Genomic DNA, 26,043 nt, shown 5'->3' with positions numbered 1-26,043 from the left:
GCCCGACTCAGCCCTCTTCGAGCGGCAGCTCTCCGGAGATCTTCACGCATTCGCCGCCGTCGATGTCCATGACATGACCGGTCATCCACGAGCCGGCAGCTGACAGGAACAGGGCAGCCTCGCCGATGTCGGACGGCTCGCCGAGCCGCTTCATGGGCAGCTGGTCGGCGATCATCTGGCCACGCGGCCCATCCCACAGAACACGGGCGAAATCAGTGCGGATCAAGCCGGGCGCGATGCAGTTGACCCGCATCTTGGGCCCCAGCTCGGCCGCGAGCTGCCTGGTCATGTGCATGAGCGCGTCCTTGAACATGCAGTAGACGCCCAGCGCCTCGGATGTGTGATGGCCGCCCACCGACGCGATGTTGATCACCGAGCCGCCGTGTTCGCCCATCCACATCTGCCTTGCAATCTGCGTCCACTGCAGCGGCGCTCGCAGGTTCACCTCGTAGGTCTTGTCGAGGCGCGGGATGTCGCAGTCCACCATGGGTCCCGCCCAGGGATTGGTGGCCGCATTGTTGACCAGGATGTCCAGCGATCCGAAACGCTCGATGGTCTCGCCCATCACCCGCTCAGCCTGATCGAGGTGGCCGATGTGAGCGGCGACGTAGCTCACCTCGCCGCTGGCGGTCTCGGCCAGTTCGGCCACCGCCGCCTCGCACTTGTCGGCCTTGCGGCTCGTGATCATCACGTTCGCGCCTGCATCGGCGAACGACTTCGCGATGCCCTTGCCGATACCGGCCGAGCCGCCGGTCACGAGCGCGGTCTTGCCATCCAGTCGCAGTTCCATGGTGGACTCCCCTAGTTCTTGCGGATCTAGTTCTCGGCGATCTAGTTCTTGCCGATCTCGTTCCACGGGCCGCCGTCGGCACGCGGCTCACGCGGCAGCCCGAGCACCCGGTCGCCGATGATGTTGCGCTGGATCTCCGACGTGCCCGCGTAAATCGTGCCCGGCCGGGCACCCATGAAGGTCTGCACCCACGCCAGCGACGAGAACTCGACGCCGACCGCGTCGGTGTTGATGCCATGCGCTGCGGGATGCCCGCTGGGTGCCGTGGCCTCCATGCCCAGCAGCTCCATTGACAGCTCGGTCACCCACTTGTGGTACTCGCTCCACAGCAGCTTGTGCAGCGACGACTCGGGTCCGGGTGCGTTGCCGGCCAGCACGTTGGTGACGTTGCGCTGGCCCATCCACCGCATGATCTCCACCTTGGTGTGGGCCCGGGCGAGGTCTTGGCGCATGAGCGGATCGTCGGCGGCGCCCCGCTCGACGGCCTCAGCGGTGATCCGGTCGAGCTCGTCACGGAAGCGCAGCGCATCGGTGGTGGCGCCGTGGCCGCGCTCGAAGCCGAGCAGCACGTTGGCCACCCGCCAGCCGTCGTTGACGTCGCCGACCACGTTCTCCTTGGCTGTCTTGGCGTCGGTGAAGAACACCTCGTTGAAGTCGTGCCGGTTGTTGATGTTGATGATCGGGCGCATCTCGACGCCGGGCTGATCCACCGGCACCAGCAGGAACGAGATTCCCCGATGCTTCGCCTCGGTGGGGTTGGTGCGGCACAGCACGAAGATCCAGTTGGCGGTGTGGCCGCTGGAGGTCCAGATCTTCTGCCCGTTGATCACCCACTCGTCGCCGTCCAGCACTGCACGGGTGCCCAAGTTGGCGAGGTCCGAGCCGCTGTCCGGCTCGCTGTAGCCCTGGCACCAGCGGTGCTCGCCCGAGATGATCTTGGGCAGGAAGTGCCGCTTCTGCTCCTCGCTGCCGCACTCGATGATGGCGTTGCCGACCATCGTGATGCTGAAGCCGTCGTTGTTGCCGCCTGTGGGCACGCCGGCCTTGGCGAACTCCTCGGCCAGCACGATCCGCTCGACCTCGCTGAGCCCCGCGCCGCCGTATTCGACCGGCCACGACACGGCGAGGAGCTGGTTCTCAGCCAGGAGCGCACGCCACTCCTCGACGAAGGTCTCGCTGGCCTCGTCGGAGAGCCGGCCCATGCCGCCCCAGTTCTCCGGGAGGTGCTCGGCCAGGAATGCCTGGATCTTCTCCCGGTAGTCCTCGGCCTCGTCGGTATAGGTGGGATCCATCGTTGCGCTCCCCTGTTATCCGCCGCTGAGTCTGCCACGCAACTGGTTGGATAGCTCAGGGGCGATACCCGAAGGAACTCGGCCCGGGCCGCAGGGTGCGGCGGGCGAGGTCGACCCACTCGCACAGCACCGGACGTGTGTCGCGGGGGTCGATGATCTCCTCGATCTCGAAGAACTCTGCAGAGCGGTGCGGCGAGCGGACGCTGTTGAGCCGCTCCCGGATCTCGGTCAGCAACTCGTCGGGGGTGTCGCTGTCGGCCAGATCCTGCTTGTAGGCCACCTCGAGGCCGCCCTCGATAGGCAGCGAGCCCCAGTCGCCAGAGGGCCATGCCACCCGGAAGCTGCGGGCGCCCGGCTTGTTGTTGGCCGCGCCTGCGACACCGAATGCCTTGCGGATGACCACACAGGCGAAGGGCGCGGTGAGCTGTCCCAGTGCCGCGAGGGCAGCCGATCCGAAGCGAATCGTCCCGCTCTCCTCGGACTCCTTGCCGATCAGGAATCCCGGGCAATCCGCGAGATGCACCACCGGCAGGTGGAACGTGGAGGCGGTGTCGAGCAGGCGGATGAGCTTGCGGCAGCTGTCGGCTGTCCAGCCGCCGCCATATACGTACGGATCCTCACCGAAGATCGCCACCGGCCACCCGTCGAGGCGCGCCAGCCCGGTGATGATCGAACGCCCCCACCGGCTTCCGATCTCGAAGAAGCTGCCCTGGTCGCAGACCGACTCGATGATCGAGCGCATCTTGTAGACGCGCCGCGGCTCTCGGGGCACGATCGAGATCAGCTCCTCGTCGCGGCGCTGCGGACTGTCGCCGGTGAGCACCCGCTCGGGCATCTCGTCCACGTTGGGAGGCAGATACGAGAGAAATCGGCGTGCACGTTCGAACGCCTCGTCCTCGCTGTCCACCACGTCGTCAATGGCGCCGTTGGCCGTGTGGATGTCCGCGTGGCCGAGTTCTTCCTTGCCGTGATCGCCCAGCGATGCCTGCTCAACCAGCGCCGGCCCGGCAATCATCATCTGCGCTGTGTCGCGCACGATGACCGAGTAATGCGCGGTGGCCACTCGGGCGGCACCGATGCCCGCCACCGAGCCCAGCGCCAGCGACACCGACGGCGCCACCGAGAGATGGTTCACGATGACATCCCAGCCCCGCAGTTCGGGGATGTACGTGCGGCCGGCCATCTCGATCGACTTGACCGAGCCGCCGCCGCCCATGCCGTCCACCAGACGGATGTGCGGCAGCCGCATCTCGTACGCCATGGACTCCGCTGCGTTGCGTTTCTCGGGGATGGTGGCGTCCGAGGAGCCGCCGCGCACCGTGAAGTCGTCGCCCGAGAGCACGACGGGGCGGTCGTCGATGCGGGCGAGGCCAAAGATGAAGTTCGACGGCGTCAGATGGACGAGCTGACCGTGATCGTCATACTCGGCCACGCCGGCGGTCTTGCCAATCTCGTGAAACGAGCCCTTGTCCGCCATGGCGTCGATGCGCTCGCGCACGGTCATCTTGCCGAAGAAGTGCTGGCGCTCGACCTTGTCGGGCCCGCCCAGCGCCTCAGCGAACGCTTCGCGGCGCCGCAGCTCAGCGATCTCAGGCTCCCAGCTCATGCGACCCCCGTTCTGGCTGCTCGCTCCGACTCAGCAGGTCCGCACAGAGCGTACGGCCGCGCTCGGTGTGCCTGCCGGTGAAGCCAGGAGAACATCCCGAACCGTTCAGCCGGCAGTGGGATCGACCAGCAGCTTGATTGCCGTGTTGCGCCGGGTTGCGAGATCGTCGATCGTCTGCGGCAGCTCGTCGAGCGTGATCGTGCCCTGCACCAGCGGGGCGACGCTGATGCGTCCATCGGCGATGAAGCCGGCAGCGGCGCGCATCTCGTCGAGCGTGAATGCCAGCGACGTGTCCACCGAGACTTCCTTGAACAGCCAGCGGTTCGGGCGGATCACCGCATCGCTGCCGGTCACGCCGACTATGCAGACTGAGCCTCCGTAGCGCACCATGTCCACCGACTGCTGGATCGTCTGAGGGATGCCGGCGCAATCGAATGCGATGTCGGCCCGCAGGCCGCCGGTGGCCTCATTCACCGCCTCTCGCATCTCTGCGCCGGGTGCTACGGCCGCATCGGCCCCGACCTCGAGCGCTAGGCGGCGCCGTTCGGCGTCAGGTTCGATTGCGATCACCGTCCCGGCTCCCGCCAGGCGAGCGCACTGGGCAACCAGCAGGCCGATCGGTCCACAGCCGACGACGCACGTCACGTCACCCGCTCGCAAGCGGCTGCGACGTACCGCGTGCAGCGCGACCGAAGCGGGCTCGATCACCGCAGCGTCGTCGTCGGTGAGCTCGTCGGGCACGCGCACCAGTCGGTCTGCGCTGGCAGCCATGAACGGCGCGAAGCCGCCGGAGGCCGGCGCCTTGGGACCCATGTAGTACGAGCGCGCCGTGGAGCAGTAGGCGGGATGGTCGGCGCGACATTCCGGACACTGGCCGCAGCCCGGTGCCAGTCCGCCCGTGACGCGGTCGCCCATGCCCACTACCTGAACATCAGCATCCACAGCAACGATGTTGCCGACCCACTCGTGGCCGCAGATGCCCGGCGCGTATGGCCAGCCTTCGGCATAGGCATGCACGTCGCTGCCGCAGATCCCGCAGAGCGAGATCTCCACCAACGCCTCGCCCGGCCCGGGCGTCGGATCGTCGACCTCCCGCAACTCGAATTGTTCCTTGCCGGTCACCAGTCCCGTGCGCATGCCACATCGTCGCGCGGGACAGCGCCCGGATTCAGCACGAGACAGCGCCCGGATTCGGCGCGGGACAGCGCCCGGATTCGGCGCGGGACAGCGCCCGGATTCGGCGCGGGACAGCGCCCGGAAATATGGTGCGCGTATGGAACTGAGACTCGATGGCCGCACTGCACTGATCACGGGCGGCAGCAGAGGTCTGGGCCGCGCCATGGCCGAGACCTTTGCGGCCGCAGGTGCCTCGGTGGCGGTGGTCGCCCGCGACCAGGCCATGCTCGACGAGACGCTGGCAGCATTGAACGCCGCAGGTCCCGAAGGTGCCCACACCGCCATCTCGGCCGATGTCCGCATGGCCGACGAGGTCACCCGGGCTCACGCCGCAGCGACGCAGGCCTCCGGCGCCATCGACATCCTTGTCAACAATTGCGGGACATCGCACGCCAAGCCATTTCTGGACATCACCGATGACGACTGGCAGGACGACTTCGACCTGAAGCTCTTCTCCGCGATCCGCCTCTGCCGCCTCTGCCTGCCTCACATGCGCAGCCAGGGCTGGGGACGCATCATCAACTCGCTGAATGCCGAGGCCAAGGCTCCGCGAGCGCAGACGTGCCCGACGTCGGCGACCCGCGCCGCAGGCATGGCGATGACCAAGGCACTCGCGTCGGAGTTCGCCACCGACGGTGTGCTGGTGAACGCGCTCAACACGGGTCTGCTGGTGACCCACCAGTGGCGCGCTCGCTGGGAACGAACGCAGCCCGGGGGGACCTTTGAGGAATACACGGCAGCGGTCGGGGAACGCATTCCGCTGGGCCGCATGGGCGACGCCCAGGAGTTCGCCAACTTGGCTCTGTTCCTCGCCAGCGACGCCGCCAGCTACGTCACCGGAGCCGCAATCAACATCGACGGCGGATTGTCCCCCGTCGTCTAGTCCTCGAGCAGCTAGCCGGGGATCAGGGCGCCGAGCTTGTCCATCAAGCCGGGAGGCGGTCGGCGGGGCTTGCCACTGTTGTCGCAGATCGCTGCGGTCAGGTAACCCTCTACCAGCACCGCCTCGTCGGACTCGCGGATGATCCGCTGCTGCCATCGCGTGCTCGCGCGGCGACGCTCGACCAGTTCGGTTTCGACGCGCAGCGTGTCGCGAGCGGTCGCGGGCGCCCGGAAGCGCACTTCCAAGTTTGTCACCACGATCTGGACGTTTTGATCTGACAGGTCCGGCAGTGCGAGATCGGCGGATTCCAGCGCCAGGCAGCGGGCGGCTTCGAAGTACGACACGTAGACCGCATGGTTGACGTGGTTATACGGGTCCAGCTCGCCGAATCGGGGCACGATCTGGGTCGCGTGTGTCGCCATCGGGGCAACGCTACGGCGCGATGGCCGTCACCATCGCCGCAACGCTACGGCGCGATGGCCGTCACCATCGCCGCAATGACACGGCGCGATGGCCGTCACCATCGCCGCAATGACACGGCGCGATGGCCGTCACCATCGCCGCAATGACACGGCGCGATGGCCGTCACCATCGCCGCAATCACACAGCGCTCTGCCCCCGGCCATCTTCCGGGTCCCCCGGTGATCCCTCTAGCGTTGCGGTGCGTGAGCGTCATCGCGGCGATCGACGTGGGAACCAATTCGTTCCACCTCGTCGTGGCATCGGTGGACGAGGATGGCCATTTCGAGGTGTTGACGCGCGAACGCGAGCCGGTGCGGCTCGGATCGGGCGGGGAGGACATGAAGCGCCTCGCGTCCGATGCCATGGACCGCGGCCTCGCGGTGCTCGACCGTATGCGACGCATCGCTGCTCACGCCGGCGCCGACACCGTGACTGCCGTAGCCACCAGCGCGGTGCGCGAGGCCGACAACCGAGGCGAGTTTGTGGCGCGGGCTCTCGCCGAGGCCGGCGTGGACATTGAAGTGGTGTCTGGAGTCGAAGAGGCCCGGCTGATTCACCTCGGCGTACTAGCGGCCGTCCCGCTGCTCGACAAGCGACACCTGGTCATCGACATCGGCGGCGGTTCCACCGAGTTCATCGTCGGTGACGGTGCCGAGCCGCTGCTCCTGCGCAGTCTCAAGCTCGGCTCGATCCGGCTCACCGACCGCTTCTTCCCCGAGGGCCGGACGCGCAAGCGTGCCGTTCGCGAGTGCCGCATCTACATCGAGTCGTTCCTCGGCCACCTGCCAGCCGAGATCGACGAGCTCGGTTTCGAGACTGCAGTGGGCTCGTCGGGAACCATCATGGCTCTCGCACGCATGTGTGCTATCCGGCGCGGTGACCGGGAGAGCCGCACCGGACGGCTGTCGTTCACGACAAAGGAACTGCGTTCCTTGACGGCCGATCTCGCCGGCGCGCCGACACCGGAGCGCCGGCTCGCTATCGAAGGACTGGAAGAACGCAGGGCTGACATCATCGTGGGCGGCGCATTGCTGCTGTCTGAGACGTTCAAGCTCCTCGGCATCAAGCGCATGGAGGTGTCCGACTACGCCCTGCGCGAAGGGATCCTCTTCGAGCAGATACGGCGAGCTGCTGCGCCGGGACTGGACCCGTTCCACCGTCTCGAGGATCTGCGGCGCTCAGGCGTGATGTACGTGGCAAACAGCTACCACGAGGACCTCGGCCACGCCGAACACATCACGGACCTCGCGCTGGAGTTGTTCGACGGCCTGAGCACGCTGCACGGACTCGGCGAAGAAGACCGCGAGCTGTTCGAGGCGGCCTCGCTGCTGCACAACGTGGGGATATTCGTCTCCCACAGCGCCCACCACCGCCACAGCTACTACCTCATTCGCAACAGTGAGCACCTCACCGGATTCACCGAGCGCGAGATCGAGATCATCGCCCAGGTTGCCCGCTACCACCGCAAGAGCGCACCCAAGTCCAAGCACCCTGAGTTCGCCTCTCTGGGTGCAGCGGACAAGAACAAAGTGCGCTGGATGGCGGCAATGCTGCGTGTGGCGATTGGCTTGGACCGCTCCAATCGTCAGGTGGTGACGCGCGTCCGCGTCACGAACGAGCCTGGGGAATCCGGCACGCAACCCGACGGCGAACTCCGGCTGGTCGCACGGGTGTCACCCGGGGTCGACACCTCCGTCGAGCTCTTCACAGCCCGAGCTCGCAGCGAGCTGCTCGAAGCAGTCACCGGACGCAGCGTGGTGATCGAACCTGAGATCGCCGAGACCGGACGGGCTGCTCACCCCACCAACGGGATGCGCAGCACCCAGCCCACCAGGATCAGGTCCGGGTCGGTCAGCGCACCGCCATAGGCCTGCTCGCGGCCCTTGTTCGCCTCGAAGATGAGTGGCCAGCTGGCGCCCTCCCCCAGGTGCAACGCCGCGATCTTCCAGAGGAAATCGCCCGGCTGCACGGTGTACAGGACGAAGTCGCTCTCGGCGACGGCACCGTCACCGGAAGTCTCATCGCCGTCTTCGGCCTCCAGCGGCGACACACGACCGCCGCCGTCGACGGGATACTGCTCGGCAGTGATCTCGCCGCCGAGGTCCTCAGCGATGTAGTCCGCCAGCGCCTGTTGGTAGGTGACGCCGAGCCGGGTGAAGGCGAGGCCACCGAGCGGGTAGCAGTCGCCGCCGTTCGCGAGGAAGTCGACCGTCGCCAGCACGACAGGATCACCTTCGGTGACCTCGCCGTCCCGAACGATTTCGGTGCCGTCATCCAATGTGACGCTTCGCAACCGCGTGCCGCTGGGCTCGATGAGCTCACAGTCGCTCTCGCGATCGACGCCTTGAGCGGTTCCGTCAGGGTCGTAGGTCACCGTCATGCCCGAGACGTGCGGGAACTGGCCCGACGCGCGCGGCAACGCGCCCAGCGCTCGTTCGAGCAGCTCTGCCAAGGTGGCACGCGGCACCGATCCACTCACCAGCACGTTGTTGAACGGAGCGATGTCCCACGTCGTGCCTACGGTCACCGCGGCTGGGGCGATGACCGAGTCATTGCGCAGCCCGCCGCCGTTGGTGACCGCCACCTGCGGCGCTTCCACGCCGAAGCCCGGCGCGAGGTGCGCGCCGCGTACACGCAGAGCGTCCGCCATGAGGCTGCCGACATTGGTCGACTGTGACCGCAGCACTGGCTTGCGGCCCTCGAGCTCGACAGCGCTCGTGCCGATCTGGGTGCTCCCGACCAGAGCCACCTCTGCCGTCAGCGGCTCAACCACGGACGACTGCACCTCGGCATCGGGCTCGCGGTCGAGCGCGACGCCGATCGAGGCGCCCGCAGCCGCCGTGACGTTGCCGTCGGCATCGAAGGTCACCTCCAGCTTGCCGATGCAGCGGTAGCCCCCAGGCGCGGTGACTACCGGGACTTGGCTGCCCGCTGCATCGTCGACCCACTGCGGGTACGGCCCCACCGGCTCCTCGCCAGGCTGGCAAGTGTCGCCGTCGTTGGCCAGCAGTTCGTCACCGCCCCCGGCAATGATCACATCAACGCCGGTGAGCCCAGCGACGAGCTCGCCTTCTTCCCGCACGTCCTGCAGGTGGCTGACGAGGATGATCTTTGTGATGCCGTCCGCCGCGAGGCGATCGGCTTCGGCCTGCACTGCGGGCAGCACCGCACTGACCGTCACCTTGCGCGGGCTCGAGATGTTCGGCAGCCACGGCGTGACCGCACCGATCACACCGATGCGCTCACCGCCGGTCTCGATCACCGTCGAGGGCGCCACCAGCCCGCGCTCGGCCAACGCGGCCAAGGCCGGTTCAGCCGAGACGTCGATGTTGGCGCTCAGGAAGGGGATCGGCGGATCGAATCCCTCGATGAAGCGAGCCGTCACGTCAGGGCCGAAGTCGAAATCGTGATTGCCCAGCGCCATCGCGTCGTAGAGCCCGCTCAGCGCGACCGAGTCGTACATGGGGCCCTCGCGGTCGAGCGACACGCCCAGCTCCAGCGAGGCGAGGAAGTTGTCACCGGACGTAAGCGTCACTACCGGCCCGGCTTCAGCGGCCGCAGCCTGCAGCTCGCGCATCGCTGCGACGAACCTCGCTACCCCCGGGAAACCGGACTCGACATCACCTAGCAGCTTCGATTCGCCGTCGTTGTTGTGCAGGATCGTCACCGTGACCGAATCCGCTGAGATGAGCGTCGGTTCAGCATCCTCCCCTTCGGCCTGGGCACCCGACGGCACCGCTGCCAGCGACACCGCCAGCAACACAGCGACGGCCGCCGTCACCCACCGCACACCGCCGACCCGTCGCCGGCGCCTTCCTGCGTCGTTCAACTCGCTCACAGCCACCTGCTGACTCCTCAGTTCATTCGCCGCGAAGTGTCGCAGCACGGTGTGACAGCGACGCCACGGGCGGGAAACGTAGAGGCAAACGCTCATGGCGCGCGCCGCACGGTCTGCTGCGGCGGTAGCTTGCCGGGCTGACCCGCTCCGGGCGCACTGTGCCGGGCACCAGACATCGCGCTGGGCCGCGGCGGCGCTCATCGTCTGGAAAGGACGCCGCCGATGTACACCGCGCTCGGCCAGTGGTGCTTCCGCAACCCGTGGCGCGTCTTCGCTGCGTGGCTGGCGCTCGCCGTCGCTGCTGCGCTGCTCGCTGGGCTCGTGGGGCCGTCGTGGGGCGCGGCGCTGAGCACCCCCGACTCCGAGAGCGACCGCGCCGCCGACGTGCTGGACAGCCACTTCGGCGACTTCGGCTCCAACATCAACGGGTCGATCGTGGTCAAGTCCAGCTCCGGGGTGGACGACCCTGCCGTGCGATCGACGCTCACTGAGCTGTTCGTCGCCGTCGATGCCCTCGACGAGGTGACGGTCAACTCGCCCTATGACCCCGGCGGCCGCCAGTTCGTCGCGCGGCAGGGTCCCCATGCGGGTCAGATCGCCGTCGCCGAGGTCCGGATCAGCCGCTCGTTCAATCTCGACAACGCGGGCGGGCTCGGCGAGCACATCGTCGAGCTCATCGACCGCAGCGGCGTGCGCGAGATCCCGGGTGTCCAAGTGGAACTCGGCGGCTCGTGGCTCGCCGGCCAGGAGCCTCCCGAGACCGAGGCCATCGGGCTCGCCTTCGCCGTGTTCGTGCTGATCGCCGCCGTGGGCTCGGTGGTCGCCATGGGCGTGACCGTCGGGACGGCGCTGATCGGCGTCGGCATCGGCGCGCTCACCATCACGATCCTCAGCAATGTGTTCACGGTGCCCGATATCGCGCCGACGCTCGGGGTGATGATCGGGCTCGGTGTGGGCATCGACTACGCGCTGATCATCCTCAACCGCTACCGGGAATGGGTGCGCAACAAGTTGAGCCCGCTCGACGCGGTCGGTGCGGCGCTGGATTCCGCAGGACGTTCGGTGCTCTTCGCCGGTGCGACCGTGGTGGTGTCGCTGCTGGGACTGCTGCTCATGGGCTTGCCGTTCGTCGCCGGAATGGGGCTGTCTGCAGCCATCACCGTCGCGATCGTGATGGCGGGTTCGATGACCCTGCTGCCCGCCGTGCTGGGGCTGATGCGCAACCGGATGACGACCACCAGGGTCCGCGGCATCCTCGCTGCATCGCTGGTGTCAGTGGCGCTGCTGGGCTTCGGTCTGGGCATCCGCCCGCTGCTGGCCGGGCTGCCCGCGGCCGCTGCCGTTCTCATTGCCGGGGCCGTCGGCGGCCCTCGCAATCCACTCAGGCGGATCCTGCACCACCGCCAGCCCAAGCCGCTGCGCTCCACCGCCTGGTACCGGCTCAGTCGGGTCGTGCAGCGCCGGGCCTGGCTGTTCGCGCTCGGCGGCACCGCCGTGTTGGTGCTGGCGGCCGCTCCGGTTTTTGCATTGCGCCTCGGTTTCTCCGACGAAGGCAATTTCCCGCCCGACAGCACCACCCGCAAGGCCTACGACCTCATCGCCGACGGCTTCGGCCCGGGCGCGAACGGCCCGCTGCTGATCGTCGCCGAGACGTCTGGCAACCAGGACCTGCTCGCGCTGTTGGAGCTGACCGACGCGCTGAACCGCACCGAAGGCGTCGTGGCTGCCTCGCCCCCGTTCCCGAGCCCCGACGGCCAGGCCGCGATGATCCGGGTGCTGCCTGCGACCGGTCCCCAGGACGCCGAGACCGAGACGCTCGTCCACACCCTGCGCGACCAGGTCATCCCGACCGCCATGGACGGCACCGGCGTCGACGCGCTGGTCGGCGGAACGGTGGCCTTCCAGATCGACTTCAGCGACTACCTGGCCGGCCGCATGCAGATCTTCTTCGGCGCGGTGCTGGGGGCGTCGTTCCTGCTGCTGATGGCCGTGTTCCGCTCGCTGGTGGTGCCGCTCAAGGCGGTCATCATGAACATGCTGTCCATCGGCGCGTCCTACGGCGTGCTGGTGGCCATCTTCCAGTGGGGTTGGTTCGGCAGCATTCTGGGCATCCAGCCCGCACCGATCGAGCCGTTCATCCCGATGATGCTGTTCGCCGTGCTGTTCGGGCTGTCGATGGACTACGAGGTGTTCCTGCTGTCACGCATGAAGGAGGAGTACGAGCGCACCGGCGATCCGGTCAACTCCGTAGCCGACGGACTTGCCGCGACAGCCCGAGTCATCACGGCAGCGGCGGCGATCATGATCGTGGTCTTCGGCAGCTTCGTGCTGGAGGAGGAACGGGTCGTCAAGCTGTTCGGCCTGGGCCTGGCCACAGCCATCGCCATCGACGCAACGCTCGTGCGGATGCTGATCGTGCCCTCGACGATGGAACTGCTCGGCGCCCGCAATTGGTGGCTGCCGGCTTGGCTCGACCGCATCATCCCCAACCTGCGGGTCGAGGGCGAACTGCCCGATATCGGGCATGCCGACGATGAGGATCTTGAACCCGAGCACGTCGAGCAGCCCGAACGCGGCGAAGAGCCCGAGCACGCCGGCTGAACGCGTCGCATTCAACCAGCGACGAAATCGGCGACCTCGGCGCCGCTCGCGCGCACCAGCTCGTCGGGCGTCAGCTCGAAGACCGTGTCGGGCGTGCCTGCGGCGGCCCACACCGTGCCGTAGGTCAGCAGTGCCGGGTCTGCCACTGCACGCAGCGGCCGCGCATGCCCGAACGGGGGCGTGCCCCCGATCGCGTAACCGGTGGCCTCCCGCACGCCATCGGCGTCGGCACGGGTGATCGTGCCACCGAGCAACTCCCCCAATCGGCCGGTGTCGACCCGATTTGCGCCGGAGGTGAGCGCCAGCACTGGCCGACCGTCGCACAGGAACACCAGCGACTTCACGATCTGACCGAGCTGGCAGCCGACTGCTGCCGCCGCCTGCTCGGCGGTACGCGTGCCCTCGGGAAAGCGCAGGACGTCGGGTGACAGCCCGAGATCGGCAGCTGCAGCCATGAACCGTTCATCCGACCGCGCCCGCCGGCCACGTCCGCTCACCGGCGGAAAGCTAGCTGGCGACCTGTCGCTGTTCTGGCAAGCCCAACCGGCGACGACACCGGCACACGCCGCCGAACACGTATCGCCTGCGGGTTCCCGCTATTCGGCCCAAGCCTTGACTTGCGAGATGACTTCGAGCGGGTTCTCGGTCTCGGGCGGGATCGTGATGTCCAGATAGCTCACGCCGACGGAGCGGTACACCTCGACTCGTTCCTTCACACGTTCGGGATCGCCTGTGAGGCTGGCACGGTCGACATAGTCGTCGGGCACCGCGGCAAATGCCTCGTCGCGCTTGCCGGTCAGGAACAGGTCCTGGATCTTCTCTGCCTCGTCGACGTAGCCGTAGCGCTTGAAGAGGTCGTTGTAGAAGTTCTTGTCGCGGGCACCCATACCGCCGACGTAGAAGCCGACGTTGTCGCGAACGCCCTTGCGCACCGAATCGACCATCGCGCCATCGCCCAGCGCCACGGTGCCGCCGGCCACGATCTGCAGGTCGGCCAGTTCGTCGGAGCGCTTGGCGCTGCCGGCAGCGAGCGACTCTCCCCACACGTCGTTGAACATCTCGGGAAGGAAGTGGATGGGCTGCCAGACCTCGGCCAGCTCGGCAGTCATCTCCACGTTGCGAGGCCCGATCGACGCCACCGCAATCGGGATGTCCCTGCGGAATGGCTTGGCCATCAGCTTGAGCGGCTTCCCTAGGCCCGTGCCCCCGTCATAGGGCAGGCTGACGGCGCTGCCCTCATGAACCACCTTGTCACCCGACCAGACCTTGCGGCAGATCTCGATCACGTCGCGGGTCCGTCCCATTGGCTTGGAGAACGGCACCCCGTGCCAGCCCTCGATCACCTGGGGTCCCGAGGTGCCGAGGCCCAAGATGAAGCGACCTTCCGACAGGGTGTCGATGGTCATGGCGGTCTGGGCGATGATGGCGGGGCTGCGCGAATAGATGGGCAGGATTCCGGTCATGAGCTGGATGCGCTCGGTCTTGGCAGCGACATACGCCAGCGTCGACACGAGATCGAAGCCGTAGATCTCGCCGCCCCAGATCATGTCGACGCCTGCTGCTTCGAGATCTGCGACGTGCTGGCTGAGCCGCTTGGGATCCAAGCTCGCGCCTGCTCCGATCGCCATGGATATCTTCATCGTCGTACCTCCTAGATCAACGGCGCGAATGCTAGGAGCAACTCTGTTGCTCTGGCAGCGCAGGCAGCGCCGCATCGATGACGGAGCAAGCATCGGCACGGACCACACTGGGAGGATCGGTGCACGACAACGACGAAGCCACTGACGAGGTTGCGGACGAGATCATCGACACACTGCGACGCTGGGTAGACGAAGTGGTGGTGCCCGAGTCGTCTGCCCTCGAGCTGGCTGACGAGTACCCCACGGCGATGGCCGAACAGATGGAGGACTTCGGCCTGTTCGGCGCCACCATTCCCGAATCGCACGGCGGGCTCGACCTCGACCATGTGACGTACGCCCGGGTCATCGAGGAGCTGTCTCGGGGGTGGATGTCGCTGGCGGGCATCGTCAACAGCCATCTCATCTGCGCCAAGCTCATCTCCCGGTTCGGCACCGGCGAACAGCGCGACCGTTCACTGCCCGGCATGGCCACCGGCAAGCTGCGCGGCTGCTTCTCGCTCTCGGAACCTGACAGCGGCTCCGACGCGGGTGCTCTGCGCTGCCGTGCGGTGCGTGACGGCGACGAGTTCGTCATCAACGGCACCAAGATGTGGGTCACCAACGGCGAGCGGGCAGGCATCGTGGCGCTGCTGGCTCGGGTTCCCGAAGGCGACCCCATGGGTTCGGGCATCACCTGCTTCCTGGTGGACAAGACACCGGGCAAGCAGTCGGGCGGCATCACGGTGAGCCGCAAGATCGACAAGATCGGCTACCGGGGGCTCGAGACCGTCGAGATGTCCTACGTAGACCATCGCGTGCCGGCCGACAGGGTGCTCGGCGGAGATCAAGGCATCGGCAACGGCCTGCGCTGGGCGCTTGCCGCGCTCGAGTTGGGCCGCATCAATGTGGCAGCTCGCGGCGTGGGCGTGGCCCAGGCTGCTTACGACGCCGCGGTCGCTTATGCGAAGCAGCGCGAGGCGTTCGGCAAGCCCATCGCCAAGCACCAGGCGATCGCCTTCAAGATCGCCGAGATGGCCACCAAGCTGCACGCTGCGCGGCTGATGACCTACGACGCGGCGCGCAAGGCCGATGCCGGCGAGCGGGTCGACCTGGCCGCAGGAATGGCCAAGCTGTTCGCCTCGGAGACCGCTGCAGAACTGTCGCTGGACGCCATGCGCATTCACGGCGGGAACGGCTTCTCCACCGAGTACCCGGTGGAGCGCTACTACCGGGACGCGCCGTTGATGATCATCGGCGAGGGCACGAGCGAGATCCAGAAACTCGTCATCAGCCGCACGCTGCTCGCCGACGACTGACGCTGCTGAAACATCTAGGTTGACGGGCGCGTATCTGGAGGTACAGGTCATGGCAGATCGCAAGTCCTTCTGGGCGTGGTGCCTGGAGTCTGAAGAACCCACCGATGCTGACCGGGCTGAACTGGCCAAGAAGCTCTCGGCCCAGTACGGCACCGAGATCGTGGCCAAGCCCGTCCCGTCGGTGGACGACGCCGACCTGCGCCCGCCCCGCATCGCGGTTCCCGACTCGGTGGCCGGCTGGTGCTCGACGAGCACCTACGACCGGGCCCGGTACGCCTATGGCGCCCACTTCACCGAGCGAGTCCGGGCCTTCAACCTGGACTTCCCGAACCCGCCCGACGCGGTGGCGCACCCGCGCAACGAGACCGAGGTTGAGGCCACGCTCGACTGGTGCGATGCCAACGGCTACATCGCAGTCCCCTACGGCGGCGGCTCGTCAGTGGTCTGGGGCCTGACGCCGCCTGAGGACCGCGGACCCACGGTCGTCATCTCCTTGGACCAACTCGATCAAGTACTCGAGATCGACGACGTGTCCCGGGCCGCTCGCATCCAGGCCGGCGTTTTCGGACCGCACCTCGAAGATCAACTGCGCCCGAGCGGGCACACGCTGCGCCACTTCCCGCAGTCGTTCCGGTTCTCCACGCTCGGTGGGTGGATCGCGACTCGCTCAGGCGGCCACTACGCCACCAACCACACTCATATCGACGACTTCGTCGAGTCGACCCGGATGATCACGCCGTCGGGCTGGTGGGAGTCGCGCCGGCTGCCGGGGTCGGGTGCCGGCCCCAGCCCGGACCGCATGGTGATCGGCTCGGAAGGCATCTACGGGATCATCACCGAGGCGTGGATGCGCATCCAGAAGCGCCCGACGTTCCGGGCGACGGCGGGCATCACATTCCCGTCATGGGAAGCCGGCTACACCGCGGTGCGGCACCTAGTCCAGGCGAAGCTGTGGCCCGCCAACCTGCGCATCCTCGACCCGGCCGAAGCCGGTCGAGCCGCCGGCATGGACGGCAAGCACGCGCTGGTGATCGTGTCGTTCGAATCAGCCGAGCTGACCCAGCGCCACAGCATCGCCCAGGCGGTCGAGATCGCCCGCGGCTGTAACGGTCATGTGCCCGACGACGAGATCCAGATCGACGACGGCACCGGAACGCCTACCGGACGCGGCGGTGCAGTCGGCGCCTGGCGCAGTGCGTTCATCGGCGTCGGCAATGGCGTGGAGACATCGCTGGGGCTCATCAACGACACCTTCGAGACAGCGATCACCTGGGACCAGTGGCCCGAGTTCGACGCGGTGGTACGCGAGAAGGTCGGCGCAGTGCTGGCCGAGGTCTTCGGACCGCATCATTCGCTGTCGTGCCGGTTCACCCACGTGTACACAGACGGTCCGGCGCCCTACTACACGTGGTCGGGCATGGGCACCCAGGGCGGCGAGATCGAACAGTGGCAGATCGTCAAGGACGCCGCCAACGAGGCACTCGAAGCAGCCGGCGGCACCTGCACACACCATCACGCGGTCGGCCGGATGCATCGCCCCAACGCGTACGACCAACAGCGCCCAGAGCTGTTCGCCGAAGCGATCCGAGCCGCGAAGAAGCGGCTCGACCCCAACGGCATCCTCAACCCCGGCGTCCTCATCGACCCCTAGACGCGACGAGCGGCCGCCGCTGCATGACTGCAGCGACGGCCGCTCTGTGTCGCTAGGTCTGGATCAGCGGCAGCCGCCGTTGTCCTTGTCCCAGGCGCAGTTCGGAGAGCCGCCGTTCACGTCCACGATGGCGCCGACGATGTCCCACGTCTGCTCCGCCGCGTCGTACTGGCTGAAGTCCGAGCCTTCTACGTAGTACCCGTCCACAGCGCCGTCGGCAGCAAAGCTGATGCCGTCCAGCAGCAGCGGGTGGTAGATGTCCAGCGACCGCGCCGCCAGGATGAAGTTGGTCCTGGTCAGGCCGCCCGGCAGCTCGGCAGCCACACGGATCGCCTCGGTGTGCGGGTACGCGAAGTAGTAGCCGGTGCCGAGCAGCGAGATCTCGGGATCGAGTCCTCGATCTGCCAGTTCGCCACGCAGGAACGAGATGAACGGCTCGTCGACGTGCTTCGGGTCGGTGGAGTCCTTGACACCGCCGCCCACGATCCACCAGTCGTCAGCCGAATCGCCCGCCGGCGCCATGTAGGCCGCCACGGCCTTGCAGACCGACGGCGTGAACGCCACGGACAGGTCGTCGAGCAAGCCCGAGGCGTCCACCTCTTGAATCGCAAGCAGGCACGGATTGCCGGCGGTCATCGAGATGAACACATTCGGGCTCGCGGCGGCGATGGTCGTGACCTCGTTGGTCAGCGTGGGTGCGGCCGGGTCATGACGCACCGGGATGAACTCGCTCACGACGTCGGGATTCGCATGCGCATACGCGTGGAAGCCCAGCTCATAGGCCAGGCCGAAGTCGTTGTCCATCACCAGGCCGGCCACCTTCACCGGCAGCTCGTCGGCGAGGTTCTGCTTGATCCAGTTGCCCCACAGGATCGCCTCGGTGGAGTACGACATCTGCAGGCCCGTGGTCCACGGGTGGTTCACCGGATCGCCCCAAGCCGGGTGGCCCGTCGCCACCATGACCTGCGGGATGCACTCGTCGTTGATCTGGTCGTACACGGCGAGCGTGTTCGGCGAGCCCAGCGTGTGCAGCGCGAACACGTTCCCCGACTCGATCAGCTCATCGATGAACTCGATGGTCTGTGCGGCCACATAGCCGTCGTCACGGGAGATCAGCACCATGTCCTTGCCGGCCACGCCACCGGTGGCGTTCACGTACTCGTAGTAGTTCTCCCAGCCGACGGTGATGTCGCCATAGGCGGCCAGGTTGCCCGACTTCACGGTCGTCTGGCCGATCCGGATCTCGGTGTCGGTGATGCCGGTGGTGTCCGACCAGTCGGACGGGCACCCGTTCATGTCGATCTCGAAGCCGGACGGCCCCCGCAGGATGCCGTCGTCACCGACGCCCCACTCGCCGGCTTCGATGCCGGCGGTCAGCTTGTCGACGATGGCGTGACGCTGCGCCGCGGCAAGCTCCCAGATGCCGTCGATGGTGGACAGGTCGAAGTCGTCGGGGTTGACCGACATCATCTCGTCGTCGGCCATGTCGTCGTCGGCCATGTCGTCGTCGGCCATGTCGTCGTCGGCGTCTTCTTCCAGCGCCTCCTGGGTGATGCCGCCGCCGATGGAGCCTTCGTCCTCCGGCTCGGCCTCGTCGGCCATGTCCCCATCGGCCATGTCCTCATCGGCCATGTCCTCGTCGGCGGTCTGCGTGCCGGCGTCCGTGGTGCCGTCGCCCGCATCGTCGTCGTCACCGCCGCCGCATGCGGCCGCGATGAGCGAGAACGCGAACAGCAGCGCCAGCAAGCGCCACAGCCGTCGGTGTGATCCGGTCATATGGGTCTCCTTGATGTGTGCCCGCACCAGCGGCCGCACGGCCCACTGACGCCCAACAGTCCCGCCGAAGCTAATCGCTTGCCACACGTCGTGTTGCCGCGCCGAGGGACATGACAAGCGACGAGCGGCCGCCACCGCATGAGTCATACGGCGGCGACCGCCCTGTGTCGCTCAGTCTGAAAGGGCTGACAGCAGCCCTAGATCTTGATCAACGGCAGCCGCCGTTGTCCTTGTCCCAGACGCAGTTGCCTGAAGCGCCGTTCACGTCAATGACGTTCGAGACGATCCAGGAGTGATTGGACGAGTCGTACTGGCTGATATCCGTGCCCTCGATCGGGAAAGCATCGGCGTTGCCGTTCATGGCGAACGTGATGCCGTCCAGGAAGATCGGGTGGTGGATGTCGATCGCCCGCACCGCCAGGATGAAGTTCGCCCGGTTCAGGCCGGCCGGGTTGTTCGCACTCGCAGGCAGTTCCGCAGCGATGCGCAGCGCCTCCACGTACGGATAGCCCAGCATGTAGCCGTTGCCGAACATCGAGATGGTGGGATCGAGGTCATTGGCCTCGAGGCTCTCGATGATGAAGTCGATGAAGGCATCGCTGCCGATCAGCGCCGGGTCGGTGGTGTCCTTGACACCGCCGCCCACGATGTACCAGCCGTCGCCGTCATCGCCTGCAGGGGCAATCCAGCTGGCCGGGGCCTTGCACACCGAAGGCGTGAAGGCAGCCGACAGCTCTTCCTTCAGACCTGACGCTGCGACCTCTTGGACGGCCAGCAGGCAGGCGTTGCCCGCGGTCATCGAGATGTAGACGTCGGGGTTGCCGGCGGCAATGGTCGTGATCTCGTTGGTGATCGTCGGCGAGGCCGGGTCATGGCGCACCTTGATGAACTCGGACACCACATCGGGATTGTTGTGGGCGTACTCCTCGAAGCCCAGCTCGTAGGCCAGACCGAAGTCGTTGTCCATCACCAGGCCGGCCACCACGACGGGCAGCTGGTCTGCGAGGTTCTCCTTGATCCAGTTGCCCCACAGCACCGACTCGGTCGAGTACGACAGGATGCTGCCGGTGGTCCACGGGTGCACCTCGGGATCGCCCCATGCGGGGTGGCCGGTCCACACGAACGGCTGCGGGATGCACTCGGCGTTGAGCGTGTCGTACACCGCCAGCGTGTTCGGCGAACCCAGCGTGTGGATCGCGAAGACGTTGTCGTTCTCGATCAGCTCGTCCACGAACTCGATGGTCTGTGCGGCCACATACGCGTCGTCGTAGGACTTCATGACCACATCACGGCCTGCGATGCCGCCTTCGGCATTCACATGCAGGAGGTAGGTCTGCCAGCCCAGACGGGCATTGCCGTACAGCGCGAGGGTGCCCGACTGCGGACCGGTCTGGCCGAGACGGATCTCCGTGTCGGTGATGCCCTCAGTGTTGGACCAGTCGTCAGGACACTCGTTGAGGTCGATCACGAAACCTTCGGGGCCGCGCAGGATGTTGTCGTCGCCAACGCCCCACTCGCCGGACTCGATGTGGGCAGAGACTCGCTCTACGACCTTGGCACGCCGGAACTCGGCCTCTTCGAAGATGCCCTCGATGGTGGAGCGATCAAACTCCATCATCTCCTCATCTTCGGCCATCTCCTCTTCGGCCATCTCGTCTTCTTCGGCGGCCTGCTCGATGACGTCCTGGCTGAGACCGCCGGCTTCTTCCTCCGGCTCGTCGGAGGCCATCTCCTCCTCCTCGGCCATCTCCTCTTCGGCCATCTCCTCCTCTTCGGCCATGGCCTCAGTGGTCTGGGTTTCGCCGGCGTCGTCGTCGCCATCGTCGCCACCGCAGGCGGCCGCGACGAGCGAGAACGCGAAGAGCAGCGCTAGCAAGCGCAAAAGGCGGTTCTTGGATAGTTGCATGGATCCCCTCCTCGGTGGAACAGCAGCCACCGCGGCATCGCAAGTTGACGGCAATCAGCCGAAGCCCTCGACCGTCCCCCAATAGACCGCTGCGGCGGTGCGCGCGAGCGTAATCGCGCGTAGCCGTGCGTTTCCCGCCGAGGTGCGACGATCCCGTGACAATCGCCCGCAGAGGATCCTGCCGCCTCCGCAGCGGGCGCGAGCGGGCGCCTACGACATAGCGTGTCGGCCCATGGAATGGGGAGTCACTCTGCCGCACTTGGGCCGTATCGGATCTCGGGATGGCCTCATCACGTTCGCTTCGGAAGTCGACCGGCTCGGATTCGATTCGGGCTGGGCCTCGGATCATGTCTGCTGGCCGGCCGAGCTGGTGTCGAAGTACCCGTACTCCGACGACGGCTCGTTCCCGGCGCCGCCGAAGACGGGATGGCTCGACCCCATCGGGACTCTGCTATTCGTCGCCGCCGTCACCGAGAACCTGCGGCTGGGCTTCAGCGTGCTGATCCTGCCGTACCGGCCGCCGGTGGAGACGGCGAAGCGTCTCGCCACCATCGATGTGCTGTCGAACGGCCGGCTGATCCTGGGCGTGGGCGTGGGTTGGATGCAAGAGGAAGCCGAAGTGCTGGGCATGCCGTGGGACCGCCGGGGCAAGCGCTCGGACGAGCAGCTCGAGGTGTTCAACACGCTGTTCACCGAGGACGATCCGAGCTTCGACGGCGAGTTCTACTCGTTCCCCGCCGTCGGCTTCGAGCCCAAGCCGGTGCAGGATCCGGTGCCGGTGTGGGTCGGCGGCAACACGGCCGCCGCCTACCGGCGAGTGGCACAGCACGGGCACGGATTCCATGCGGCATTCGAAACACTCGACGATGTCGCAGCCGGCTGGAGCCAGGTCGGAGACGCCTGCGACGCTGCAGGCCGCGACCGCAGCGAGATCACCCTGTCGCTGCGCTACTACCTCGATCCGGCATCGGCGATGAAACCCGAGGTGTCGGTGGCGGGCAGCACCGAGCAGATGATCGACATGGTCGGCCAAGTCGCAGCAACTGGGGTGACCCACTTCGTGCTCGACCCAGTGGCGCGAGGTGGCATCGAAGGCCGCATGGATGCGCTGCGCGCCTTTATGGCCGACGTCGCGCCTCACTTCGCCTAGGGGATCGCCTCATAAATCAGGCGCTCGATCGGCCAGCGCCGCGCCAGACTCGCGCCGTGCTGTGGGGTTCGGGGCTGGGCAAGTCGTACCCGCCGCGGCGGCTGTTTGCCGGCGTGGATGTACAACTCGCGGCCGGTCGGCGTATCGCACTGGTGGGCGGCAACGGGATCGGCAAGACGACCTTGCTGGAGATTCTGGCCGGCATCAACGAGCCCGACGAGGGCGAGGTCCACCGCCAAACCGGGCTGACGATCGGTTACCTGCCCCAAGAGCTCGCTGAGATCGCCGAAGGCACCGTGCTCGAGGCGACGCTGGCCGGAGCGGGTGACATCACCTCTATGACGGCCGAGCTTCGATCGCTGGAGGCGAGGCTGGCCGAGGTCGACGCAGCCGACCATCACGACGTGCTCGCCCGCTACGGAGAGCTGGAGGCTCACTTTCGCCAGATCGGCGGCTACGGCTTCGAAGCAGAAGCTCACCGCGTGCTCGCGGGCTTGGGCTTTGCGGCCGACGATGCGCACCGCCCGGTGGCGCAGCTGTCAGGCGGCTGGCGGATGCGGGTCGCGCTGGCGCAGCTGCTGCTGGCGAAGCCCGATGTGCTGCTGGCTGACGAGCCGACAAATCATCTCGACGTTGACTCCGTGGCCTGGCTGGAAGACCAGCTCGCTGCCTGGGAGGGCGGGCTGCTGTTCGTGAGCCATGACCGTGACTTCATTGACGCAGTCGCCAACCGCGTGATCGAGATGGACGGCACGACAGCGCACACCCATGTCGGCGGTTTCGCTGAGTTCGTCGTGGCCCGCGAGGAGCGGATCGCGGCTGCCGAGGCTGCAGCGGCGCAACAGGCACGCCGGCGGGCCCACACCGAGCGATTCATCGAGCGGTTCCGGTACAAGGCCACCAAGGCTCGGCAGGTGCAGAGCCGGATCAAGGCACTGGCGAAGCTGCCACCAGTAGAGGTCCCGAGCCGCAAGGAGCTGGCCGCCCGTTTCGGATTCGGCACGCCGCGGCGCTCGTCGCGGGTCGTCGTGGAGATGATGGGCGCTTCGGTGGGCTACGCCGACGGCGACGCGCCGGTGCTCGAAGGAGTCGACCTCGTCATTGAACGCGGCACCAAGGTGGGTGTCGTCGGTCCGAACGGCGCTGGCAAGACGACACTGCTGCGGGTGCTGCAGGGCGAGATGGACGTTCTCGACGGTGAGCTGCACCGCGGTCGCAATGTGGACATGGCCACGTTTGCTCAGCATCTCGCTGAGGTCATGGATCCCCGACGGTCAGTCGTGGAGGAGTTCACCGCCTCGGTGGGCGATCAGCCCGGCCGGAATGTGCGCACGATGCTCGGCGGCTTCGGCTTTCCGGGCGACGCTGCGGACCGCAAGGTTGCCGATCTCTCCGGCGGCGAGCGCACGCGGCTTGCGCTCGGCATCACGATGGCGAACCCGGTGAACCTGCTCGTGCTCGACGAGCCGACGAATCATCTCGATCTGCCGAGCTGCGACCTGCTGGAGGATGCACTGTCGGTGTACCCGGGCACGGTGCTGCTCGTCACTCATGACCGCCACCTCATCCGCAGCGTGGCCGACTCGCTGATCGTGGTGCGTGACGGCACCGCCACCCTGCACCCGGGCGTCGACGAGGATCTGCTGCGGCCACCAGGGCTGAGCACGAGGCGGACCGCTGGCGGAAGCACAGCGGGAAGCACCGGCACCCAATCTCGCAGCGGCACCGCGGGCACAGCACTCCGCGAAGGTGTCGGCAGCTCAACCACGACCGGTCCGGTCGCCGCACCCGCAACGACTCGGGCCGGCGCAGCGCAGCGACGCCGAGACAGCGCCCGCCAGCGTCAGGCGGCTCACGACGCGACCGCGGACCTGCGCCGGGCGCTGGCGGCGGCCGAGCGAGCGTGGGAAGCCGCCGAGCACCGAGTCGCAGAGCTGCAGGCGCTGCTCGGCGAGCCGACTACCTACGACGACCCGGAACGTGCGCGCCAGGTCGCCGACGACTACGGCACTGCCAAGTCGGAGGCCATGCGCCACATGAGCGAGTGCGAGTCACTCCAACGCCGAATCGACCGCGCCGCGGCCGGAGCCTGAGCAGCCGACCGCGCTGCAGCCTGTATCTGAGCTGCAAGCACTAGCTGGCCGGCCGACGCCAAGGGGTTGAGCCCCGGGCAGAGACGCATGCCGCTAGGCGCAGCCGTCGGGTGGCGCGGCCACAGGCACATGAGATACGTCGACCGAGCGGTCGGCGCCGTCCGCACCCCGCGAGAACGTAACGAGGGAAGCAGTGCCATTCGACGGGACGCCCATGGGTGCGCCCGGGTACCAAGCCACGACGTCGCCGACCGAGACATCGGTGGTCACGTGCCAGTGCCCGAGCGCCACGTAGTCGGCCCCGGTGGCCTCGATCTCCTCGGCGGCGATCGGCGATGACCGGTGTGCATCGTCGGGGGTGCGCTGATAGTGCCCGTGCCCTGCTGCGATGAACCAGCCGTCGTCCGGGCGTGCGGGCACGCCTGCAAGAGGCCGGTACTCGGAGTGGTGGGCGTCCATCGCCCGACCCCACAGCGTCAGGTCGTGCTCGCCGAAGTGGAGGGTTGCGCCTTGGGGATCGTCGAGGAAGATCACACCGGCGCCGGTGACCTCAAGCCGGTGCTCATGATCTGCGTGGGTGCCCCACAGCGACTGCTCGTCATGAACATCGTGGTTGCCGGGGATGATGACGACTGACGCATCGACGCGGCCGAGCAGCTCCATCGTGTGCGCGACGTCGGACCGTTTCAGCCGGGCGTGGTCGAACAGATCTCCCGCGATCAGCAGGACATCGGCTGCGTGGGCGACTGCAGTCGATGCGAGGGCATGGATCGGGCACTGGCATACATCCCGGTGACTCCCATGCGGCCCGCGCACGTGCCCGATGTGCACGTCGGATGTGTGCAGGACGCGCAGCTGGCGCCCTGTGCCAGCTTCAGCCGACCCCATCGCAGCCTGTGCCTTCACAGCGAGACAGCTTGCCACGGCGCCGACACCTGCACTTCTGAAGCCAAAGGTGTTCGAGTGCCATACGTCGATACGTCACCTGCGGGCAGTACCTTCGACACGGTGCGGATTCTGGTGACCAATGACGACGGCATCGAATCAGAGGGGCTGCACGTTCTTGCGAGTGCGATGACCGCTCATGGCGATGTCGTCGTGGTGGCACCAGACTCCGAGTACTCAGGCGCGGGCGCCGCGATCGGTCCGCTGCATCTGATGGACCCCCAGGTACACAAGGTGCGTTTCGAAGGCGTCGCCGATGCGTGGACCGTCTCGGGGGCGCCCGCGTTGTGCGTGATGTTCGCCCGGCTGGGTGCCTTCGGCCCGGTGGACCTGGTGGTGTCAGGGATCAACCCGGGCGCGAACGTCGGTCGTTCGGTGTACCACTCCGGCACCGTCGGCGCGGTGCTGACAGGCCGCAACGGCAACATCCCGGGATTGGCGGTCAGTCAGACCGTCGAGGGATTCGGGGTTGAGGGCCAAGGCTGGGAAGACGCCATCGCAGACCAGAAGTGGCACGCAGCGGCCGGAGTTGCCAGCGCCGTGCTCGGCGGCCTGCTCGCGGACGAACACGAGTCGGCGTGGGCAGTCAACCTCAATGTGCCGAATCGTGAAGTCGCCGACATGAAGGGCTGGCGCTTCACCGAGGTGGGCACGCTGCCGCCGCGATCGATCACCTCGGTGCACCTGGAAGCGCATCCCGACAACGCCGACGCGTTCCGGGTCGCCATGGAGTGGGGCGATGCTGTCGACATGCCCGCCGAAGTCGACACCGGCGCCGTCATGGGCGATTTCGTTTCGGTGTCGTTTCTGTCGCGTCTCACCGCCCTGCCGACGACGGGCGACTCGAAGCTGGCCGCCTGCCTCGACGGGCTGTTCTGAACCGGCTGTCCTGAGCCGGCTGTTCTGAACGGGCTGTTCTGATCATCCCGGCGGCCGTGA

General features: G+C 67.1%; 19 protein-coding genes. 8 read left to right on the top strand and 11 right to left on the bottom strand.

The annotated features are described in order from the left end of the window. Positions 1–7: 7 nt before the first annotated feature. The 4 genes from ACOGI5_RS07690 to ACOGI5_RS07675 form a co-directional block, all read right to left on the bottom strand. On the bottom strand, positions 8–790 hold the full coding sequence (locus tag ACOGI5_RS07690; protein ID WP_419863838.1) for an SDR family oxidoreductase: 783 nt from the start codon (positions 788–790) through the stop codon (positions 8–10). Positions 791–831: 41 nt separating this feature from the next. After that, positions 832–2,082 carry an acyl-CoA dehydrogenase family protein gene (locus ACOGI5_RS07685; RefSeq protein ID WP_419863837.1) on the bottom strand — a complete coding sequence of 417 codons (1,251 nt, stop codon included), beginning with the start codon at positions 2,080–2,082 and terminating at the stop codon, positions 832–834. Positions 2,083–2,137: 55 nt separating this feature from the next. After that, positions 2,138–3,688 (bottom strand): acyl-CoA carboxylase subunit beta, encoded by a 1,551-nt coding sequence (locus ACOGI5_RS07680; protein WP_419863836.1) that lies wholly within the window; start codon positions 3,686–3,688, stop codon positions 2,138–2,140. 105 nt (positions 3,689–3,793) lie between these two features. Further along, the gene (locus ACOGI5_RS07675) at positions 3,794–4,825 is read right to left on the bottom strand and encodes a zinc-dependent alcohol dehydrogenase (RefSeq protein ID WP_419863835.1); all 1,032 of its coding nucleotides are present in this window, start codon (positions 4,823–4,825) and stop codon (positions 3,794–3,796) included. 136 nt (positions 4,826–4,961) lie between these two features. Here ACOGI5_RS07675 and ACOGI5_RS07670 point away from each other — a divergent pair, with 136 nt between their 5' ends. Further along, complete coding sequence (locus ACOGI5_RS07670) at positions 4,962–5,747, top strand: SDR family oxidoreductase (RefSeq protein WP_419863834.1); 786 nt, start codon at positions 4,962–4,964, stop codon at positions 5,745–5,747. 11 nt (positions 5,748–5,758) lie between these two features. Here the strand turns inward: ACOGI5_RS07670 and ACOGI5_RS07665 are convergent, their stop codons facing one another. Further along, positions 5,759–6,169, bottom strand: a complete 411-nt coding sequence (locus tag ACOGI5_RS07665; protein WP_419863833.1) for an acyl-CoA thioesterase — start codon at positions 6,167–6,169, stop codon at positions 5,759–5,761. 243 nt (positions 6,170–6,412) lie between these two features. On the opposite strand from ACOGI5_RS07665, the gene ACOGI5_RS07660 reads away from it, so the two are divergent. Next, complete coding sequence (locus tag ACOGI5_RS07660; RefSeq protein ID WP_419863832.1) at positions 6,413–8,077, top strand: Ppx/GppA phosphatase family protein; 1,665 nt, start codon at positions 6,413–6,415, stop codon at positions 8,075–8,077. Here ACOGI5_RS07660 and ACOGI5_RS07655 read toward each other — a convergent pair. Next, complete coding sequence (locus ACOGI5_RS07655) at positions 8,005–10,053, bottom strand: 5'-nucleotidase C-terminal domain-containing protein (protein ID WP_419863831.1); 2,049 nt, start codon at positions 10,051–10,053, stop codon at positions 8,005–8,007. The two genes, ACOGI5_RS07660 and ACOGI5_RS07655, sit on opposite strands and share 73 nt — an antisense overlap. Before the next feature lie 216 nt (positions 10,054–10,269). Between ACOGI5_RS07655 and ACOGI5_RS07650 the strand changes: the two genes are divergently transcribed. After that, entirely contained in the window at positions 10,270–12,648 is a 2,379-nt protein-coding gene (locus ACOGI5_RS07650; RefSeq protein ID WP_419863830.1) for an MMPL family transporter, read from the top strand. 11 nt (positions 12,649–12,659) lie between these two features. Here ACOGI5_RS07650 and ACOGI5_RS07645 read toward each other — a convergent pair whose 3' ends face one another. After that, entirely contained in the window at positions 12,660–13,103 is a 444-nt protein-coding gene (locus tag ACOGI5_RS07645; protein ID WP_419865455.1) for a YbaK/EbsC family protein, read from the bottom strand. A gap of 141 nt (positions 13,104–13,244) precedes the next feature. Further along, on the bottom strand, positions 13,245–14,288 hold the full coding sequence (locus ACOGI5_RS07640) for an LLM class F420-dependent oxidoreductase (protein ID WP_419863829.1): 1,044 nt from the start codon (positions 14,286–14,288) through the stop codon (positions 13,245–13,247). 119 nt (positions 14,289–14,407) lie between these two features. On the opposite strand from ACOGI5_RS07640, the gene ACOGI5_RS07635 reads away from it, so the two are divergent. Continuing rightward, complete coding sequence (locus ACOGI5_RS07635) at positions 14,408–15,583, top strand: acyl-CoA dehydrogenase family protein (RefSeq protein ID WP_419863828.1); 1,176 nt, start codon at positions 14,408–14,410, stop codon at positions 15,581–15,583. Positions 15,584–15,632: 49 nt separating this feature from the next. Continuing rightward, positions 15,633–17,234: an FAD-binding oxidoreductase gene (locus ACOGI5_RS07630; RefSeq protein WP_419863827.1), complete on the top strand. Its 1,602-nt coding sequence runs from the start codon at positions 15,633–15,635 to the stop codon at positions 17,232–17,234. Between the two features lie 63 nt (positions 17,235–17,297). On the opposite strand, the gene ACOGI5_RS07625 is transcribed toward ACOGI5_RS07630, so the two are convergent. After that, positions 17,298–19,010: an ABC transporter substrate-binding protein gene (locus ACOGI5_RS07625; protein ID WP_419863826.1), complete on the bottom strand. Its 1,713-nt coding sequence runs from the start codon at positions 19,008–19,010 to the stop codon at positions 17,298–17,300. 208 nt (positions 19,011–19,218) lie between these two features. Beyond that, positions 19,219–20,916: an ABC transporter substrate-binding protein gene (locus ACOGI5_RS07620; protein ID WP_419863825.1), complete on the bottom strand. Its 1,698-nt coding sequence runs from the start codon at positions 20,914–20,916 to the stop codon at positions 19,219–19,221. 232 nt (positions 20,917–21,148) lie between these two features. Here ACOGI5_RS07620 and ACOGI5_RS07615 point away from each other — a divergent pair, with 232 nt between their 5' ends. Together ACOGI5_RS07615 and ACOGI5_RS07610 are read left to right on the top strand one after the other, a co-directional pair. Further along, on the top strand, positions 21,149–22,066 hold the full coding sequence (locus tag ACOGI5_RS07615; RefSeq protein ID WP_419863824.1) for an LLM class F420-dependent oxidoreductase: 918 nt from the start codon (positions 21,149–21,151) through the stop codon (positions 22,064–22,066). A 56-nt stretch (positions 22,067–22,122) separates the two neighbouring features. Continuing rightward, positions 22,123–24,159 (top strand): ABC-F family ATP-binding cassette domain-containing protein, encoded by a 2,037-nt coding sequence (locus tag ACOGI5_RS07610; protein WP_419863823.1) that lies wholly within the window; start codon positions 22,123–22,125, stop codon positions 24,157–24,159. A 93-nt stretch (positions 24,160–24,252) separates the two neighbouring features. Here ACOGI5_RS07610 and ACOGI5_RS07605 read toward each other — a convergent pair whose 3' ends face one another. Then, positions 24,253–25,065 carry a metallophosphoesterase family protein gene (locus ACOGI5_RS07605; RefSeq protein ID WP_419863822.1) on the bottom strand — a complete coding sequence of 271 codons (813 nt, stop codon included), beginning with the start codon at positions 25,063–25,065 and terminating at the stop codon, positions 24,253–24,255. Positions 25,066–25,122: 57 nt separating this feature from the next. On the opposite strand from ACOGI5_RS07605, the gene surE reads away from it, so the two are divergent. Beyond that, positions 25,123–25,983 carry a 5'/3'-nucleotidase SurE gene (gene surE, locus ACOGI5_RS07600; RefSeq protein ID WP_419863821.1) on the top strand — a complete coding sequence of 287 codons (861 nt, stop codon included), beginning with the start codon at positions 25,123–25,125 and terminating at the stop codon, positions 25,981–25,983. Positions 25,984–26,043 lie beyond the last annotated feature (60 nt).

The organism is Candidatus Poriferisodalis sp., from assembly GCF_965208925.1.
GTDB lineage: Bacteria > Actinomycetota > Acidimicrobiia > Acidimicrobiales > Poriferisodalaceae > Poriferisodalis.
This window is presented reverse-complemented; position numbering and strand designations above follow the sequence as displayed.